The following is an 18,234-nucleotide window of genomic DNA, read 5'->3' as shown; positions in this document are numbered from 1 at the left end:
GCTCGCGAGGAGACATGCCCATGGCTGCCCCAAATGAAATCACCCCTGCCCAGCTCTTGCGCCTGATCGGCACGCCGAATGCGCCGGTTCTTACGGATATCTGCACTGATGAAGACTTTGCCGAAGACCCCTTTCTGATTCCCGGTTCCTTCCGGCATCCCCATACCGAAATCGAAAGCCTCAAGGCTCGCCTCGGCGGGAGGCCCTGTGTGGTGATCTGCCAGAAAGGCCTGAAACTGTCGCAAGGCGTTGCCGCCTGGCTGCGCAATGACGGGATTGAGGCTGAGTATCTGCAGGGTGGCATGTATGGCTGGCGCGGCCACAAAGGCGCGCCGCGCATTCCCGCCAGCGCCCTGCCCGCGCCGGTTGGCGGCAGCACCCTGTGGGTGACCCGCCACCGTCCCAAGATCGACCGCATCGCCTGCCCCTGGCTGATCCGCCGCTTTGTGGACGCCCAGGCCCGTTTCCTGTTTGTGGCGCCATCAGAAGTTGCTGGCGTGGCAGAACGCTTCGGCGCCACCCCTTTTGATGTTGAGGGCGTTTTCTGGTCGCACAGGAATGAGTTTTGCACCTTTGACACCATGCTGGACGAATTCGGGCTCAGAACCCCGGCGCTTGACACGCTAGCCTGCGTTGTGAGAGGCGCCGACACCAACCGGCATAATCTGGCACCGGAGGCGGCAGGGCTTTTGGCTGTCTCGGTGGGCCTGTCGCGCCAGTATAAAGACGACCACCAGCAGCTTGAGGCAGGCATGACATTGTATGACGCGCTTTACCGCTGGGCCCGCGACGGGCGCGGCGAAGGTCATGACTGGCCCGCGGACCGGAAATCATGAGCCAGCCTTCGTGGACGGAAATGCTCCGTGTCTTCGGGCGCATCGGCGTGCTGAGCTTTGGCGGCCCCGCGGCCCAGATCGCCGTGATGCACAAGGAACTGGTGGAGGACCGCCCCTGGCTGAGCGAAGAAAGCTTTCTGCGCGGGTTGAGTTTCTGCATGCTGCTGCCGGGTCCGGAAGCGATGCAGCTGGCGACCTATACCGGCTGGCGGATGCGGGGCACCGCAGGCGGGCTGCTGGCGGGCCTCTTGTTTGTGCTGCCTGGCGCTGCCGTGATTGCACTGCTGGTCTGGCTTTATGCGCAATTCGGCACCCTGCCTGCGGTTCAGTCTGCGTTTCTAGGAATAAAAGCGGCGGTGGTGGTCATCATTCTCCAGGCGCTTCGCCGCCTTGCAGGAAAGGCGTTGAAACATCCTCTGGATTGGTCTCTGGCGGGTTTCGGGTTTGCAGCGCTGTTCTTGCTGAACCTGCCGTTTCCGCTGGTTGTTCTGACCGCCGGCTGCCTGGGACTGATGCGCAAGGACGGGAACACGGCGGCACCGTCACCGAACCCGCCTGCACGCAATGGCAGTACCGCACAAGCCATCCTGGTGTGGGGCGCATTGTGGCTGCTGCCGCTGATCGCCCTGAGCCTGGGCGGAGCAGCGTTCCTGGCCGACATCGGCTGGTTCTTCTCAAAACTGGCGGTTGTCACCTTTGGCGGGGCCTACGCAGTGCTGGCCTATATCAGCCAGACCGTGGTCAGCCAGTTCGGCTGGATCAGCGCGGGCCAGATGATCGACGCGCTGGGGCTGGCGGAAACCACCCCCGGCCCGCTGATCCTGGTTACCCAGTTCGTTGCCATGCTGTCAGGACTGCAGGCGGGCGGTTCCGGCCTGTTCCTCGCTGCCGGCGCGGTTGCGCTTTGGGCCACCTTCATGCCCTGCTTCCTGTGGATCTTTGCCGCTGCGCCCTATGTGGAGCGCATCGCATCGCACCCGCGGCTGGGGATGGCGCTGAAGGCGGTAACGGCCACGGTGGCCGGTGTCATTCTGAACCTGTCGGTGTGGTTTTTGATCCATGTCGCCTTTGCCGAAACAAGAACCTTCGACGCCGGCATCCTGCACATTCCCGCACCTGTCTGGAGCAGCATGAACACCCCGGCCGTGGTGCTGGTTCTGCTTGCCCCGCTCGCGGCCCTGGCAGTGCGCGGCAATATGCTGCTGCTGCTGGCAGTGATGGCAGCGGCAGGCCTGGCCGTTTCCGAATTCCCGTTTGCAATCAGCTGACTGCAGCGCTTCTCCGATCTTCCGCCGCGGCAAAAATATTTGAGCAGCCGACAAGGCTGCTCTTTTGTTTCCAGCAGAATCTCCTATGCTTAACGGCAAATGAACAAAGGGTGACTGCATGTCCCGTGAAATCGACTATGGCAACCTGATGCACTCTGCCATGCGCGGCCTGATCCGGACCGTGCTGCAGGACATCTCCGAGAATGGCTTGCCCGGTAACCATCACTTTTTCATCACCTTCGATACGGCCCACCCGGATGTTGAATTGGCCGATTGGCTGTCGGACCGCTACCCCGGCGAAATGACCGTGGTCATGCAGCATTGGTTCGACAATCTGACCGTGGACGAAGACGGCTTTGCGGTCACTCTGAACTTTGGCGATTCACCCGAGCCGCTCTACATTCCATATGATGCGATCCGGACTTTTGTGGATCCCTCGGTGGAGTTCGGGCTCCGGTTCGAAAGCGCCGACGAAGACGGGGAAGGCTATTCCGCAGAGCCGGACGCAGAGGAAGACCCGCTCAGCGCCGAAGATCAGCCGGAACCCAAGAAAAAGGACGCGGACGTGGTGTCCCTCGACAGTTTCCGCAAATAGGCTGCACCTGCAGTCCCCCCCCGATCAAGGCAGCCTGGCAGGCTGCCTTTTTGTTTGCGGGACAAAAACAGATCTCAGTGCCGGGTGAGGAATGTCTGTAGCTGCCGCTTCGGCTCCCCATTCAGGCGCGATATATAGACCAGATCCAGCCCGCCCTCCGCGAGCGTGCGGTCGTACTGCTGCATCTCATAATCACCGTTCGGATGTATGAACAGCGAGAACACAGTCAGAGTGTCACCGGTGATCCGCCCCCATACAAAGGGCTCACCTTCCATCGGATCAAGCGGCACCTCGTGGCCGAATACATTCCGCTTCATTGCTGCTGAATAGACACCGTCGCGCCGGGACGTCTGGAATTCAATCTCGTAAGTTTTGGATTTCCTGCTGCCGTCGTCCCGCTCCGTCGTGGAGGTCCATTTGATGGTGAACCCTTTCTTCATCTCGCGGATTACCACGCTCATATCGCGCGGATCAGTGTCGCCGTCAGCCTTGACGATTTCGACACTGCCGGAATACTCGCCTGCAAACTGCGCAATTCCGGCTGCAATCCCCTGCCCTGCTGCAGCCGCGAGAATTCCGCCCGCTAAAAGCAAAGCGGCAAGGGATTTCAATGACATTTCAAGAGACAAGCGGATTGGCACATTCATTTCCTTTCCGGATACGGCAAAACCCGTTTCCCGCAGTTTAAGCATAGCATGTTCGCGGGCAATGGCACGCACGGGATTGCGCCAATTCACCACTATACCTTGCGGCCCTTTTGGCTATGCTGCGCGCAACTGGCCAATTGCGCCCTCGTCCGGCACAGGCTAAACGGCATACAATCGCATACTCAACGGAGAAACAGACGGATGTCCGCAACCCGCACCGAAACCGACAGTTTTGGCCCGCTTGAAGTCCCGGCAGAGAAATACTGGGGCGCGCAGACCCAGCGCTCGATCATGAACTTCCCGATCGGCTGGGAAAAGCAGCCGGTGGCAATCGTGCGCGCGCTTGGCGTGATTAAGAAAGCCTGCGCCATGGCCAACAAGGCCTCTGGCAAGCTGGACGCGACAATCGCCGATGCGGTGATCCAGGCCGCGGGCGAGGTGATTGAGGGCAAGTTCGACGACAACTTCCCGCTGGTGGTCTGGCAGACCGGCTCCGGCACCCAGTCCAACATGAACTCCAACGAGGTGATCGCCAACCGCGCGATTGAGATCCTGGGCGGCGTGATCGGCTCCAAGGATCCGGTGCACCCGAACGATCACTGCAACATGGGCCAGTCCTCCAACGACACCTTCCCCACCGCCATGCATATCGCCACCGCGATGTCCGTGCGCGACGTGCTGGTGCCGGGCCTGACCAAACTGGCTGAAGGGCTGGAGGCCAAGGCGGAAGAGTTCAAGGACATTATCAAAATCGGCCGGACCCACACCCAGGACGCGACCCCGCTGACCCTGGGCCAGGAATTCGGCGGCTATGCGCACCAGATCCGCCAGGGCCTGGCACGGGTCGAGGCGGCAATGCCCGGCATCTATGAACTGGCACAGGGCGGCACCGCTGTCGGCACCGGTCTCAACACCCAGAAAGGCTGGGGAGAGACCGTGGCCGCCAACATGGCAGAAATCACCGGCCTGCCCTTTGTCACCGCCCCCAACAAGTTCGAGGCACTGGCCGCCCATGACGCCTTGGTGTTCCTGTCCGGCGCGCTCGCGACCATTGCGGGCAGCTGCTACAAGATCGCCAACGACATCCGCTTCCTCGGCTCCGGCCCGCGCTCTGGCCTGGGCGAGCTGATCCTGCCGGAAAACGAACCGGGCTCCTCAATCATGCCGGGCAAGGTGAACCCGACCCAGGCAGAGGCACTGACCCAGGTGGCAGCGCATGTGATGGGTAATGACGCGGCGATCAAGTTTGCAGGCTCGCAAGGGCACTTCGAGCTGAACGTCTACAACCCGATGATGTCCTATAATCTGCTGCAGTCGATCCAGCTCTTGGGCGACGCCGCGGACAGCTTTACCGAGCGGATGCTGAACGGCATCCAGGCCAATGAGCCACGCATCGACAAGCTGATGAAGGAGTCGCTGATGCTGGTCACCGCACTGGCGCCCACCATCGGCTATGACAACGCCACCAAGGTCGCTAAAACCGCCCACAAAAACGGCACCACGCTAAAGGAAGAGGCAATTGCGCTCGGCTTCGTGGACGAAGCAACCTTTGACGCCGTGGTTCGCCCCGAGCAGATGATCGGGCCCAAGGACTGATGGGCAAGCCGGTCAATCTGAACCGGTACAGAAAAGAAAAAGCGCGGGCCGAGAAAAAGGCCCGCGCTGACCGGAACGCCGTGACCTTCGGGCGGACCAAGGCAGAGAAAGACCTGGACAAGGCGCGCAATGACCAGGACGCCCAACGCCTGGACGATCACAAGCGCGACGAATGACCGGGCGCCCCAAGAAGCATTCCCTGACCTTGCGCGGGCACCGGACCTCGGTGTCGCTAGAGGATGACTTTTGGGATGCCTTCCGCGAGATCGCCGCACAGGAAGACCGCGCAATCAACGACTTGGCAGCCGAAATTGATGAAACCCGCGGCGAGGACTGCGGTCTGGCCTCCGCGATCCGGCTGTTTGTGCTGCGCCGGTTAAGAGGGCGTTAACCACGAATGCGGAGACTTGCGGGATGACGATGCCCGCTCCTCTTTCAGCAGATGCTTGGCTGCAGCAGCTTTTTCAGTCCCAAGCTGCTGCAAAGGGAGGTGTGGTCCGCCGCAAGAAACGTGACATTGAACGGCTGCTTGGCTGGGACCGTTTCCGGTTCGAGTTGAAACGCCGCGGTTATCACGCCGTGGAGAATGCAGGCCAGGTTGTCATCTTCTGCAATCAGGATGCCGTGCGTATCATTCAGTGACGCAAATTTCTTCGACGAAATTTGCCAAGAAAATTCGAATTTTCTTGGCTATCTAGGCGATAGCTGCAGCCAGATGCCGTACTGCGACCGCACGGTCAGATGTGCCACCGGCACCGGCGCTTTGCCCGCCACCGGCTCAATCCGGAACCGCCGCAGGATCATCGACAGGATCAGCGGCCCTTCCACCATGGCGAACCCTGCCCCGGTGCAGACCCGGGAGCCTGCTGAAAACGGAATATAGGCGTCGCGCTGGCATTGCTTGCCGTTCTCCGTTCCCCAGCGAGCCGGATCAAACCCGTCCGGATTGTCCCACAGCCGCTCATGCCGGTGCAGATGCCAGGGGCTCAGCACCATCTGCGCGCCTTTCGGCACGTGGCGATCCCTGAACCGTTCCGGACAGGCGGCTTCGCGCACCATCATTGGCACCGGCGGGTAGAGCCGCAGGGTTTCCCGGAACACATCGCGGCTGATCTTCAGCTTTGACACCGCTGCAAAACTGTCGTCCTCCAGCGCGGCCGCCTCTTCCGCCACTTTCTCCTGCCAGTCCGGGTACAGCGCCATCAGATACAGCGCCCAAGCCAGGGCCGAGGCGCTGGTTTCATGGCCGGCCAGAAAGAAGATCGCGACCTGGTCCACCATCTCGCCCGCATCAAAGGTGCTGCCGGTATCCGGGTCACGGGTAGTCATGATCTTGGTCGCCAGATCATCCGGCGCTGTTCCTGCCTCGATTGCCGCCATGCGGTCGGACGTCAGCTGTGCAATCAGCGCCCGGATTTCCGCCGCGTTCCGGCGGGTGCCGCCGCGGAAGAACCGCGGCATCCAGCGCGGCAGCGGCACAAAGGCCGCTAGGTTCAGCAAGGGCTGGCTGCGCTGATAGTCGCGGAAACGGGTAAAGACCTTCCCCGCCACCTCATGCTCTATCGGGATAGAAAACAGCGTGCGGAAAATCACATCCGCTGCCGCGTGCGAGGTTTCCTCTTCGATCTCCACCGGTCCCTGCCGCCCTTCCAGGCGCGTCACTGCGGCCTCAGCCGCCGCACGCATTGCTGGAAAGGTGTCCTTCAGCCTGCCGCCTTCAAAGGCCGGGTCGATGATCCGTCGCTGCCGCTTCCAGGCCTCGCCATTGGTCAGGAACACCGAATTTCCCAGCAAGGGCTTCAGCCCCTCAGCAATACGGTCCGATTTGGGGAAATCGTCAGGACGCTCTTTCAGCAGCAGCTTCACCAGCTCCGGTTGGTTGACGAGAAAAGAACGGAAGAACGGCGTTCGGAACTCCGCCATCCAGGCGCGGTAAAGCTTTGCAGGCTGGGCCGAGAGGATGTCCTGGCGGAACAGCCTAATATAGCGCCACAATGACACCCGGTCCGGCCGTGCAGGCGGTTTCGGCGGCAATGCCTGGTTCATTCCGCGGCCACCGACGTGAATTTCGAGACCGGCACGTCAATACGTGACCGGGAGGGCTTGCGGTCCCTGTAGCGTTCCGCCAGCGTCAGCGGCCCGGCAGTGATGCGGAAATAATCATAGTCGCCGGGCCGGTCAAAGGCGCAGAGATACTGAAAATGCAGCCGGAAGAAGCGCCAGCGTAACTCCTTCCAGCGCGCCGGGCTGAGGGTTTGGGTAAAGGCTGCCGAGAACACCAGCGGCCAGCGCTTGCCCTCCGGGGCCACACCGCTGACCGCCACCGGATCGCAGAGCGCAAAGGCACAGCCGTCACCGGGCGCGGTGACATCCACCCAGGCCAGCTCCTCGCGCTGGCACAGGTATTTCAGATCGGTTCGCAGCCGCCGTGCCCGCGGCAGGAAAGAGACCATTGGCACCACCTGCCCCAATGTCAGGAACCCCAGGACCGGCCGTTTCTGCGGCAGCCCTTCCCGGACCAGGTCCGCCAGCACTGAAACGCCAAGATGCGCGCCGGAGGAATGGCCGACAACCAGCACTTCATCCAGTCCCCGGTCGTCCAGCGCCTCGCGGATCAAGGTGCGGAATTTGTCCATCCGCGCTTCCATTTCGGGCGGGATGGCGCCCCGCGATGCAGCCGAATGGGCATAGTCATGCATCAGGTAATAGGCAAAGAACTTGCCATCGCGTTTCTTGAACCAGCGCAGCAGCGCATAGCCAGCGCCAAGGCCCAGGGCCCATCCAATGAGTGCGGCCAACGGGCTGCCAAGGCTGGCCAGACCGGCAAGAATGCCAATTGCATGGGCAACGCCCCAGGCCAGCAGCAGTGCCAGCAGCGCCTGCAGCAGCAGCATCCCGACCGGATAGAGTGCCGCGATCACCGGCCCCTTGCGCAACCGCATCAGCCGCCGCAGCGCGCCGGTTGAAGTATAGATCCAGGCGGTCCGCACCAATTGCCAGTAGGTGCCCGGAATCGACGACTCCATGCTGCCGCGCACGATGTCGGACCAGACCAGCACCTCAACGTCCGCCTCGGTCCGCTGCCCGTCTATCTCCGCGGCGACATGCCAGCCATAGGGGCCTTTGGTCTGTTTCGGAGAGAGCGTCAGGCTGTAGCCGGAAATCCCCGCCTGCGCGGCGCCTTCCTTGCGGTACAGTTCCCGGTAGCGTCGCGGATGAATCGGGTCATAGCCGGGGATGTAGAACACCCGCCGCCTGCGCACCTGCTGGGGATTGGAACCGCTTTGATCCACGCTGACCTGCTCTGCCATTCTGCGGGCAGACTAGCAGCGCAATCCGGCAAGAGTAAGGCCCGGAAGGTTCAAGAAAAAGGGGCCCGAAGGCCCCTCGCATCGTTTGGTCTCAGCCCAGTGCTGCCAGCGCCGGGAACGTTTCCAGCAGCCACCAGGAGAAGGTGGTGAACAAGCCGGTGACCAGCATGATGCCGACAAACAGCAGCAGTCCGCCCATCACTTTTTCGATCAGCCCCATGTGGCGCTTCATTTTGTTCATCAGTGTCATCGACCGGTTGAGGAACATCGCCGCCAGCAGGAAGGGCACCCCCAGCCCCGCGGCATAAACGCCCAGCAGGATGGTGCCGCGGCTGACCGAGGCTTCCGATGCAGCCAGCGACAGGATCGCCCCCAATTGCGGCCCGATGCAGGGCGTCCAGCCAAAGGCAAAGGCCAGACCCAGCACATAGGCGCCAAGCGCCGAACCACCCGACTCGCCCGCTTCCATCCGCGCCTCGCGGTCCAGCAGGGGGATGCGGAATACCGACAGGAAATGCAGGCCGAACACAATCACAACGACGCCTGAGACCTGCGCGAAAAGCTCCTGATTTTTCAGCACAAACGCGCCAAAAGCTGAGGCGGTGAAACCGAGCAGCAGAAACACCGTTGACAGCCCGAGAACAAAGAACAGCGCGGCGATGATTGCCTTGCGGCGCGCGGCGACAGTGCCCTGCATTTCGCCGATGGTGACACCGCTCATATAGGCCAGGTAAGGCGGCACAATCGGCAGCACGCAGGGCGACAGGAAACTGATCACGCCGCCCAGCAGCGCCACCAGCATGGCAGGGAGCAGCCCTGCGTCGATGATCTCGATTCCAAACATGTTCCAACACTTATGCCAGCCGCGGACCAACGTCACGGGGACGGCTGGTCACATCCTTGTGGACAGCATGAAACATCCCGCTTATCTGCACACCATGACCGAGATCAAAGAGACCGTTGACGCAATCGGGCTGCTTTGCCCCCTGCCCGTCCTGAAGGCCCGCAAGCGGCTGAAATCGCTGCAGCCCGGCCAGATTCTGGAACTGCTGGCGGATGACCCTGCAGCCGTGATTGACGTGCCGCATTTCTGCAATGAGGCGGGTCATGAATTTCTTGGCCACAGCACCGGCACCGGCCACCAGATCTATTTGATCCGCAAGGGCGGCTAACCCCGGAGAGAGTTGAGACTTTCCACCGAAGGAACCGGAATTCGGCGCGAATTCCGGCTCGGAAAACGCGTGTTTTCCGGGTCGTTTTCCGCGCCGGAAAACGGCTGCCGCAATCAATAGAGCGCACAAAAAAAAGAAAGGCAGGCCAAACGGCCTGCCTTCCCCAGAATCATATGCCGGCTTCAGCTGCCCATCGACCACCAGCCGCGGCGTTTGGGCTTGGGCGGTGATGCCGGTTCCGGCGCCGCCTCAGCACCGGCCATGGCAGGCTCAGGCTGTTTTTCTTCGACCGCTGGCGCAGGCTCGGCAGCTTCGGTTTCCTCCGTTACTGCCTCTTCCGCAGCGGGTTCTTCCGCAACAGGTTCTTCTGCCGCAGGCTCAGCCTCAGCTTCTTCAGAAACGGCTTCCTCTGGTGTGCCGCCAACAGTCTCTGCAGCAGCCTCTTCCGCCTCAGCAGCGGCTTCTTCGGCAGGGGCGGCTTCAGCTTCCGCCGGAGCCTCTTCAGCGGTTTCCGCCACCGGAGCTTCTGCTTCCTGCGCGGCTGCTTCACCAGCACCGGCAGTTTCGACAGCCGCAACAGCATCCTCTGCAGCTTCCGTCGGGGCCTCTGCAGCGTCAGCAGCGGCTTCCTCACCTGCCGTGGTTTCCGCCTCAGCGGGTTTGGTCTTCGGCTTGCGCGAACGGGTGCGGGTACGGGAGCGCTTCTTCTCCTTCACCTCTTCCGCCGGGGCTTCCTCGCCTTCAACAGCAGCCTCAGATGCCTCTGCGGCCTCTTCCTTGGGCTGCTCCTGATCCTCGGATGTCTCGTCACCGGTCTCGCCGGTCTCGCCATTCTGAGACTGCTCGCCATTGCCGCCCTTCCGGCGGCGGCGGCGGCGGCGCTTGCGCTTGGGCTTGTCATCCTGAGATGTGTCTTCAGGCGCTTCCGCTTCGGACACAGCAGCACTCTCTTCCTCGTCCTGCTTGGTCTCTTCCGCGTCCACCTGATCCATGATCGAAGTATCCACAGAAACCACAGGTGCAGTTGCCGCCGGAACGGTACGCGACGCGGTCTTGAACTTCTCCAGCACAAAGTCCGGGCTGACCAGATGCGCGTCGCCTTCGATGCGCACGGACAGGCCATACCGCGCCTCGATCTGGGCGATGTGCTCGCGCTTCTGGTTCATCAGGAAGTTGGCGATGGAGACCGGGCAGCGCACCAGCACTTCGCGGGAGCGGCGGCGGGTGCCCTCTTCCTCAATCTGGCGCAGGATCGACAGCGCCATCGAATCGTCGGAGCGGATCAGACCGGTGCCGTGGCAATGCGGGCACGGCGCGGTGGTTGCCTCGATCATGCCGGGACGCAGGCGCTGGCGCGACATTTCCATCAGCCCGAAACCCGAGATCCGGCCCACCTGGATGCGGGCCCGGTCGGTCTTCAGCTTGTCCTTCATGCGCTTTTCGACGGCGGCGTTGTTCTTACGCTCGTCCATGTCGATGAAGTCGATGACGATCAGGCCGGCGAGGTCACGCAGGCGCAGCTGGCGCGCCACCTCTTCGGCGGCCTCCAGGTTGGTCTTCAGCGCGGTTTCCTCGATCGAGCCTTCCTTGGTGGCACGGCCGGAGTTCACGTCGATCGCCACCAGCGCTTCGGTCACGCCGATCACGATGTAGCCGCCGGACTTCAGCTGAACCGTTGGGTTGAACATACCCGCCAGATAGCTTTCCACCTGGAAGCGCGCAAACAGCGGCAGCCCGTCCTGGTAGTGCTTCACGTTCTTGGCATGGGACGGCATGATCATCTTCATGAAGTCCTTGGCGATGCGGTAGCCGCGATCGCCTTCCACCAGAACCTCGTCGATCTCACGGCTGTAGAGGTCGCGGATCGAGCGTTTGATCAGGTCGCCCTCTTCGTAAATCTTGGCCGGCGCGATGGATTTCAGCGTCAGCTCGCGGATCTGCTCCCACAGGCGCTGCAGGTATTCGTAGTCGCGCTTGATCTCGGACTTGGTGCGCTTGGCACCGGCGGTGCGCACGATCAGGCCCGCGCCGGTCGGCACGTCCAGTTCGGTGGCGATGTCTTTCAGCTTCTTGCGGTCGGCTGCATTGGTGATCTTGCGGGAGATGCCGCCGCCACGGGCGGTATTGGGCATCAGCACGCAGTAACGGCCGGCCAGCGACAGGTAGGTGGTCAGCGCCGCACCCTTATTGCCGCGTTCTTCCTTGACGACCTGCACCAGCAGCACCTGGCGGACCTTGATCACTTCCTGGATCTTGTAGCGGCGCGGACGCGGTTTGCGCGGCGGACGGATGTCCTCGCTGTCGTCCTCGTCGGCAACCGACTCGATGCTTTCGTCCTTCGAGGTGGCATCAGCGCGGCTGGTTTCACCGTCGTCGTCGCCATCCTCTTCGCTGTCAGCAGCGCCCTTGGCTGCCTCGGCAGACGTTTCCGCATCCGCAGAGGCGGTTTCGGCCTCTGTTTCGGAGCCGCTTTCATCGCTTGCCTCAGCTGTGGCGTCTTCAGCCGGAACTTCTTCAGTTGTTTCAGCTGCTGCGGCAGCAGGCTCTTCCGCTTCCGCTGCAGGTGCGGCTTCAGCAGCCTCACCTTCTTCCGGCTCTTCCACCGGGGTCTCGGCGACACGCTCCATCGGCGAGGAACCCTCCGGCACCTCGGCCAGCTCTGCCGGGACGTCCGCCGCCTCAGTGCTGTCGGTCAGGTCAATGGTTTCCATGCCGGCGATTTCGCCAGCCGCCGGTTCAGTGGCCTCGACCTCTTTGGTTTCCACCGCATCCTTGGACGACGCCTTGGCTGCCTTGGCAGAGGATTTGGAACGGCGCGAGCGCTTGGGCTTGGCCGGTTTCTCTTCCTCGTCCTCATCACGCGCGCGCATCGCCTCGGCATAGGCGCGCTCTTCCTCCATCAGGGCCTCACGGTCCGCGACGGGGATCTGGTAGTAATCCGGATGGATCTCGGAAAACGCCAGGAAACCATGGCGGTTTCCGCCATAGTCCACAAAGGCCGCCTGCAGGGACGGTTCTACGCGGGTTACTTTTGCGAGGTAGATGTTGCCAGCAAGCTGGCGTTTGTTTTCGGATTCAAAGTCAAATTCCTCAACCTTGTTTCCATCGACCACCACAACGCGGGTCTCTTCCGCGTGGGTGGCGTCAATAAGCATCTTCTTAGCCATGGGTCCTTGGTGCACCTGCCCTGTGCGCCCGCAAGCCTCCTGCTTCCAGGCGGCCGCGCGCGTTTCGGGTGGTGTCTTGTCAGGGCGATAATGGACGGCGCGGTGCAGCAGGTGGTCCCGGGGGCTGTGCCCGGCCTTCCTGCCTCAGTGCTCTTCGCTCTCGCGCGCGTCATCGCGGTTCTTCTCCGGCAGACGGGGTGTGCCCGTGCCTGCCTTGTTATCCCTGCACCGGCTTGATTTCCGGCTTGGGCGCTAAACTGCCCCCTTGGGTCAAGGGGGCCAATCGGTCTGGCTGCAGCTTTCTCGGATCTTGCCGGACAAAAGCTGAAGCCAGCGAAACTCATCAGAACGGGCGGAACCAAATGCCGGTTTCCAGCCCGTTGCGCCAGCATAAGGCCTGTGGATAGGTAATGACAATGGACATTCGTCACCACGGGGCCTGAAAATGCAAACGGCTTGCCCCTATCAGGCAAGCCGTTAATTTCAGGTTAGTTTTCCCGCGGAGCCGCTGAATTCGGCACGAATTCCAGCTCGGAAAGCACGTGTTTTCCGGGACGTTTCCCGCCCCGGGAAACGGCTGCTGCCAGTTCAGGCCAGATAATCCGAGCGCTGCAGGCCGTATTTCGCCATTTTCTCGTTCAGGGTCCGGCGCGGCAGGCACAGCTCATCCATCACGCTGGCGATCGAGCCCTTGTGGCGGCGCATGGTGTTGTCGATCAGCATCCGCTCAAACGCTTCCACATATTCCTTCAGCGGCTTGCCCTCGGTGGTCATCACCGGCTGCATCTCCTCGTGATCGGACATCAGGAGCGATGCGATGGTGCCGGAGCCGCGGCGCGACTGCAGCACCGCACGTTCGGCGATGTTGATCAGCTGGCGCACGTTGCCCGGCCAGGGCGCCTGCAGCAGCTGCGCGGCCTCCTGGGCGCTCACCTGCGGCGCATCGCAGCCGTATTCCTCGGAAAACTGCTCGCTGAGTCGGGTGAACAGGGTCAGGATATCCTCACCCCGCTGGCGCAGCGGCGGCACGGTGATGCGCAACGCCGCCAGCCGGTAGAACAGATCCGGGCGCAGCGCATCTTCGCAGGTCTTGCCCGCTTCCTGCAGGTTGGAGATCGCGACGATCCGGGTTTCAGCCGGGGTGCCCTGTTCGTTGATTACACTCAGCAGCTTGGCCTGCAGGGTTTCCGACAGCGCGTCGATGTCTTCCAGCACCAGCGTGCCGCCGCGGGCTTCCTCGACTGCGGGCAGCATGCTGTCTTCCGGCAGCATCGGGCCGAACAGGCGCTTGGCCAGCGCCTCTTCCTCCAGTGCGGCACAGGAAATCAGCACGAACTTCTTGCCTGCCCGGCTGCCAACCGCGTGCAGCGCGTGGGCCACCAGCGTCTTGCCGGTGCCGGTCTCGCCGTCGATCAGCACATGGCCGTCAGCCTGCCCCAGATCCAGAATATCTTCGCGCAGGCGCTCCATCACCGGGCTTTGGCCGATCAGCTTTTTCATGATCTGGCCGCCGTCGGACAATTCGCGGCGCAGCGCACGGTTGTCGAGCGTCAGGCGGCGGGCGCCGGTTGCGCGCTTGGCCAGCTCCGACATGCGGTCAGGGTTGAAGGGCTTTTCCAGGAAATCGAAAGCGCCGACGCGCATCGCCTCCACCGCCATCGGCACGTCACCGTGGCCGGTGATCATGATCACCGGCAAAGCGCTGTCGCTGCCCATCAGCTTCTTCAGGAACTGCATCCCGTCCATGCCCGGCATCTTGATGTCAGAGATCACGATGCCCGGGTAATCCGGCCCCAGGACCTTGAGCGCCTCTTCCGCGCTGGAAAAGGTCTCCGTGTCATAGCCTGACAGTGCCAGCCACTGGCTGATCGACTGCCGCATATCCTGTTCGTCGTCCACGATCGCGATTTTCATAGCCTGGGCCATGCGCGTTCACTCCTAATCACTCCGCGCCGCCTATTCGGCAGCTTCGATACCGTCCACCAGGACCGGCAATTGCATTTCAAATACCGCACCGCCGTTCTGCCCGTTGCGTGCGGTCAGCCGTCCCCCAAGGTCGTTGACGATCCCCGAGGAGATGGCAAGCCCCAATCCAACCCCGTCGCCGGGCTGCTTGGTGGTGTAAAAAGGTTCAAACAGGTTGTCGAAGTCCTTGATACCCATCCCATTGTCACGCACCGACAAGGTTGCCGTCTCACCCGCCGCCAGCAGGATCTCCACCTCTGGGTCGGCCACTGATTTGGTGGCGTCCAGCGCATTGCGCAAGAGGTTGACCATCACCTGCTCCAGCCGCATCCGGTCGCCCATCACCATAACAGGTTCTTCCGGCAGGATGCGGGTTATTTTCACATGCCGCTGGCGCAGCTGCGGCTCCATCATCGACAGGCTGGAAGCCAGCGCATCACCCAAGTTTACAGGGCTGAACGCATCGCCGCCCTTGCGCGCATACGACTTGAGCTGGCGCGTGATCGCGCCCATCCGCTCGATCAGATCATCAATGCGCCCGAAGGAGGCCAGCGCCTCGTCCGGGCGGTTCCGGTTCAGCAGCAGCCGGGCGCCGGCCAGATAGGTTTTCATTGCCGCCAGCGGCTGGTTCAGCTCGTGGCTGACAGCCGCGGACATCTCGCCCAAGGCGGCCAGTTTGGAGCTTTGCGCCAGGCTCTGCTCGGCCACAGCGAGGGTCTTTTGCATGCGTTCCCGCTCGGCAATTTCCCGCTGCAGGCGAGCGTTCAATACGCGAAGCTCTGCCGACTCGCGCTGAAAGAGCGCCATCCGCAGCGCCGTCTTGCGGCTGAGAAAGTAGAACGCCAGCGCCAGAAGGATGGCGAATCCCATGATCTCCAGCGCCAGCACCGCATTCACCCGCTCGCGGACAGAGGAATAGGTGGTGAAGGTCGCCATGCGCCAGCCCTGAAACGGCACCCGCGTTTCCAGCCGCATCACCGCCTCGCCCTGCAGGTAGGCATCGGGCGGCAGAGCGGTCCAGTCGGTTGTGGCACGGATTGCCCGCTGAATGGCCCCCTCCGGCGTCTGCAGGGTCAGCGCGTCGGTTTCTTTCAGGCCGCGCCAGCGTGCCTCGGTTGCGAGGATGATGTTGCCGGTGCTGTCGGTGACCAGCACCGCGTCTGAAATCCCCGCCCAGGCGCGTTCGAATTTCTGCAGGTCGACCTCGACCACAATTGCACCCAGCACGCCGGTCGCGTCGATTATCCGCCGCGAATACGTAAAGCGGTAGCCGCCCACCTCGCGCGGGATCACCGAGAACACCGTCGACTTGGCGCGCACCGCATCGACAAAATAGGCCGCGTTGCGGTGGCTCTCTCCCAGCCGGTTGCGGTCGGTGGCCGCCACTGTGCGCCCGTCCTGCGCCAGCAGCATGATCGAGGCGGCCCCGATTTCATCAACAAAGGAAATCAGCCGCTGGGTGGACAGGGAGAAGTCGCTGGATTGCAGCGCCGAGATCAGCGTCTGGTCGCGCGCCAGCAGCTGCGGCACGATGGCATGCTGGCGCAGCTCGCTCAGCAGGTTGCCGGAATAAAGCGCCAGCCGCAGCTCTGCCCGGTTGCGGGTGCTTTCCGTGAACCGGTGGGTTAGCGCCCGGTTGGTGGTCCAGACCGTGACAGCTGCCACCGCCATGAACAGCACAAGCGCCAGCCGCGCCCGCCAGGAAATCGTGCGGGAACGCGTTCTGGGTTCGGGTTTGCTCAAATCATTTCGCGGCGCGGTCATAGACTTACCCTATGACCGCCGCCGCTTATCCTCAAGTCACGCAGCGGTGACCATTCCCGCCAATGCGCGGAAGACTGCCGCGCCGTCGGTGCCGCCATGGCCCTCGTCCGCCGCCCGTTCCGGGTGCGGCATCATGCCGAGAACACGGCGGTTTTCCGACAGAATGCCCGCGATGTCCGCAACAGACCCGTTGGGGTTGTCCTCATAGGTAAAGGCCACCCGGTCCTGGTCCTGCAGTGCCTTCACCGTGTCCGCATCGGCAAAGTAATTGCCGTCGTGGTGGGCAATCGGCACGCCGATCACATCACCGGCGTTGTAACCTTGGGTAAAGACGCTCTCGGACGTTGTCACCTTCAGGTTCACGGTGCGGCAGATGTACTTCAGCCCCGCATTGCGCAGCAGTGCGCCCGGCAGAACGCCGGTTTCGGTCAGGATCTGAAAGCCGTTGCAAACGCCGATGGCATAGCCGCCGCGGTCCGCATGCTCGATCACCGCCTTGCAGATCGGCGATTGCGCCGCGATGGCGCCGCAGCGCAGGTAATCGCCATAGGAAAACCCGCCCGGCACGCCGACGATGTCGACACCTGCGGGCAGCGTGCTGTCCTTGTGCCAAACCATCGACACGTCGAAACCGGCCTGTTCAAACGCCACCGCCAGATCGCGGTCGCAGTTCGAACCCGGGAAGACTACTACCGCCGCCTTCATCAGGCCATCTCGATGCTGTAGGATTCGATCACGGTGTTGGCCAGCAGCTTCTCGCACATCGCGGTCACATCGGCCTCGGTGGCGCCTTCGGCCAGATCCAGGTCAATCACCTTGCCCTGACGCACGCCTTCGACCTTGTCAAAGCCCAGAGCGCCAAGCGCGTGGCGCACAGCCTCGCCCTGCGGATCCAGAACCCCGTTCTTCAGCATCACATGCACCCGTGCCTTCATCGCATCATCCCTCAGGTTTTCGATGGCGAAGCCCTGCCGGGCTTCATCTTTCCAAAAATACTCAAAGACCCGCAGCGCGGCAGGCGCTGCGGGTCCCTATTTCAGTTCACCAGCGTCGGCTTGCCCGGCGCGGGCGGATTGTTCGGCATCACGCCCAGGCGGCGTGCCACTTCGCTGTAGGCGTCGGTCAGGCTGCCCAGATCGCGGCGGAACACATCCTTGTCCAGCTTCTGGCCGGTGTTGATGTCCCACAGGCGGCAGCTGTCCGGGCTGATCTCATCGGCGATCACCAGGCGCTGGAAGTCGCCCTCGTAAATCCGGCCGATCTCGATCTTGAAGTCGACCAAACGGATGCCCACAGCCAGGAATACACCGGACAGGAAGTCGTTCACGCGCAGCGCCAGGCTCAGGATGTCGTCCATGTCCTGCTGGCTGGCCCAGCCAAAGGCGGCGATGTGCTCTTCGGTGACCAGCGGATCGCCCAGGGCGTCGTCCTTGTAGCAGTATTCCACCACTGGGCGCGGCAGCTGGGTGCCCTCGTCAATGCCCAGGCGCTTGGAGATCGAGCCGGCCGCATAGTTGCGCACGATCACTTCCAGCGGAATGATCTCGCAGCTGCGCACCAGCTGCTCGCGCATGTTGAGGCGCTTCAGGAAATGGGTCGGCACGCCGATCTGCGCCAGCCCCAGCATGAAGAACTCGCTCAGGATGTTGTTCAGGACACCCTTGCCCTCGATCACGTCGTGTTTTTCAGCGTTGAAGGCGGTGGCGTCATCCTTGAAGTACTGCACGATGGTGCCGGGCTCGGGGCCCTCATACAAAGTCTTGGCCTTGCCTTCGTAAATCTTCTTGCGACGCGCCATTGGGAACCTTTCGGGTCAATGCCGGGAATCCGGCCCTGCGATGTGCCGCTCTCATAGTGCAAGGGGGCCTCAGCCGCAAGCGTGCTGCACGGCTGAGGTGAACGCCGCCCCTGCC

18 protein-coding genes are annotated in these 18,234 nt (G+C 62.4%); 8 read left to right on the top strand and 10 right to left on the bottom strand.

Going from position 1 to position 18,234, the window contains the following annotated elements; genetic code table 11:
- Positions 1–20 precede the first annotated feature (20 nt).
- The 3 genes from RA21_RS01625 (at position 21) to RA21_RS01615 (ending at position 2,699) form a co-directional block, all read left to right on the top strand.
- Positions 21–836: a chromate resistance protein ChrB domain-containing protein gene (locus tag RA21_RS01625; RefSeq protein WP_039145699.1), complete on the top strand. Its 816-nt coding sequence runs from the start codon at positions 21–23 to the stop codon at positions 834–836.
- Entirely contained in the window at positions 833–2,104 is a 1,272-nt protein-coding gene (gene chrA, locus RA21_RS01620; protein WP_039145697.1) for a chromate efflux transporter, read from the top strand. Before RA21_RS01625 ends, chrA begins: the two co-directional genes overlap by 4 nt.
- Before the next feature lie 118 nt (positions 2,105–2,222).
- On the top strand, positions 2,223–2,699 hold the full coding sequence (locus RA21_RS01615) for an SspB family protein (RefSeq protein WP_019297474.1): 477 nt from the start codon (positions 2,223–2,225) through the stop codon (positions 2,697–2,699).
- A 74-nt stretch (positions 2,700–2,773) separates the two neighbouring features.
- On the opposite strand, the gene RA21_RS01610 is transcribed toward RA21_RS01615, so the two are convergent.
- Positions 2,774–3,346: a hypothetical protein gene (locus RA21_RS01610; RefSeq protein WP_019297473.1), complete on the bottom strand. Its 573-nt coding sequence runs from the start codon at positions 3,344–3,346 to the stop codon at positions 2,774–2,776.
- A 201-nt stretch (positions 3,347–3,547) separates the two neighbouring features.
- Between RA21_RS01610 and fumC the strand changes: the two genes are divergently transcribed.
- Genes fumC through RA21_RS01590 form a run of 4 tightly spaced genes read left to right on the top strand, consistent with a single transcriptional unit; the run spans position 3,548 to position 5,584 of the window.
- Complete coding sequence (fumC, locus tag RA21_RS01605) at positions 3,548–4,942, top strand: class II fumarate hydratase (RefSeq protein WP_039145695.1); 1,395 nt, start codon at positions 3,548–3,550, stop codon at positions 4,940–4,942.
- Entirely contained in the window at positions 4,942–5,118 is a 177-nt protein-coding gene (locus tag RA21_RS01600) for a DUF4169 family protein (RefSeq protein WP_019297471.1), read from the top strand. Before fumC ends, RA21_RS01600 begins: the two co-directional genes overlap by 1 nt.
- On the top strand, positions 5,115–5,333 hold the full coding sequence (locus RA21_RS01595) for a ribbon-helix-helix domain-containing protein (RefSeq protein ID WP_019297470.1): 219 nt from the start codon (positions 5,115–5,117) through the stop codon (positions 5,331–5,333). Before RA21_RS01600 ends, RA21_RS01595 begins: the two co-directional genes overlap by 4 nt.
- A gap of 23 nt (positions 5,334–5,356) precedes the next feature.
- The gene (locus RA21_RS01590; protein ID WP_039145693.1) at positions 5,357–5,584 is read left to right on the top strand and encodes a hypothetical protein; all 228 of its coding nucleotides are present in this window, start codon (positions 5,357–5,359) and stop codon (positions 5,582–5,584) included.
- Positions 5,585–5,632: 48 nt separating this feature from the next.
- Here RA21_RS01590 and RA21_RS01585 read toward each other — a convergent pair whose 3' ends face one another.
- The 3 genes from RA21_RS01585 to RA21_RS01575 all read right to left on the bottom strand — a co-directional run bounded on the left by RA21_RS01585 (position 5,633) and on the right by RA21_RS01575 (position 9,097).
- A complete protein-coding gene (locus tag RA21_RS01585; protein WP_039145691.1) occupies positions 5,633–6,988 on the bottom strand; it encodes a cytochrome P450 in 1,356 nt (451 codons plus the stop codon).
- Complete coding sequence (locus tag RA21_RS01580; protein WP_039145689.1) at positions 6,985–8,253, bottom strand: hypothetical protein; 1,269 nt, start codon at positions 8,251–8,253, stop codon at positions 6,985–6,987. The genes RA21_RS01585 and RA21_RS01580 overlap by 4 nt, the downstream gene beginning before the upstream one ends.
- 91 nt (positions 8,254–8,344) lie before the next feature.
- Positions 8,345–9,097, bottom strand: a complete 753-nt coding sequence (locus RA21_RS01575) for a cytochrome c biogenesis CcdA family protein (RefSeq protein ID WP_019297466.1) — start codon at positions 9,095–9,097, stop codon at positions 8,345–8,347.
- Positions 9,098–9,191: 94 nt separating this feature from the next.
- Between RA21_RS01575 and RA21_RS01570 the strand changes: the two genes are divergently transcribed.
- Positions 9,192–9,425, top strand: a complete 234-nt coding sequence (locus tag RA21_RS01570) for a sulfurtransferase TusA family protein (protein ID WP_029204941.1) — start codon at positions 9,192–9,194, stop codon at positions 9,423–9,425.
- A gap of 182 nt (positions 9,426–9,607) precedes the next feature.
- Here RA21_RS01570 and RA21_RS01565 read toward each other — a convergent pair whose 3' ends face one another.
- The 6 genes from RA21_RS01565 to purC form a co-directional block, all read right to left on the bottom strand.
- Complete coding sequence (locus RA21_RS01565; protein ID WP_039145687.1) at positions 9,608–12,592, bottom strand: Rne/Rng family ribonuclease; 2,985 nt, start codon at positions 12,590–12,592, stop codon at positions 9,608–9,610.
- Between the two features lie 588 nt (positions 12,593–13,180).
- Positions 13,181–14,518: a sigma-54-dependent transcriptional regulator gene (locus RA21_RS01560; protein WP_019297463.1), complete on the bottom strand. Its 1,338-nt coding sequence runs from the start codon at positions 14,516–14,518 to the stop codon at positions 13,181–13,183.
- A 30-nt stretch (positions 14,519–14,548) separates the two neighbouring features.
- The gene (locus RA21_RS01555; RefSeq protein WP_019297462.1) at positions 14,549–16,321 is read right to left on the bottom strand and encodes an ATP-binding protein; all 1,773 of its coding nucleotides are present in this window, start codon (positions 16,319–16,321) and stop codon (positions 14,549–14,551) included.
- Between the two features lie 36 nt (positions 16,322–16,357).
- Complete coding sequence (gene purQ, locus RA21_RS01550; RefSeq protein WP_039145686.1) at positions 16,358–17,026, bottom strand: phosphoribosylformylglycinamidine synthase subunit PurQ; 669 nt, start codon at positions 17,024–17,026, stop codon at positions 16,358–16,360.
- Positions 17,026–17,256 (bottom strand): phosphoribosylformylglycinamidine synthase subunit PurS, encoded by a 231-nt coding sequence (gene purS, locus RA21_RS01545; RefSeq protein ID WP_019297460.1) that lies wholly within the window; start codon positions 17,254–17,256, stop codon positions 17,026–17,028. Before purS ends, purQ begins: the two co-directional genes overlap by 1 nt.
- A 101-nt stretch (positions 17,257–17,357) precedes the next feature.
- On the bottom strand, positions 17,358–18,119 hold the full coding sequence (gene purC / locus RA21_RS01540) for a phosphoribosylaminoimidazolesuccinocarboxamide synthase (RefSeq protein WP_039145684.1): 762 nt from the start codon (positions 18,117–18,119) through the stop codon (positions 17,358–17,360).
- Positions 18,120–18,234: the final 115 nt, after the last annotated feature.

The sequence above is a fragment of the Leisingera sp. ANG-DT genome, assembly GCF_000813785.1.
Taxonomy (GTDB): domain Bacteria; phylum Pseudomonadota; class Alphaproteobacteria; order Rhodobacterales; family Rhodobacteraceae; genus Leisingera.
This window is presented reverse-complemented; position numbering and strand designations above follow the sequence as displayed.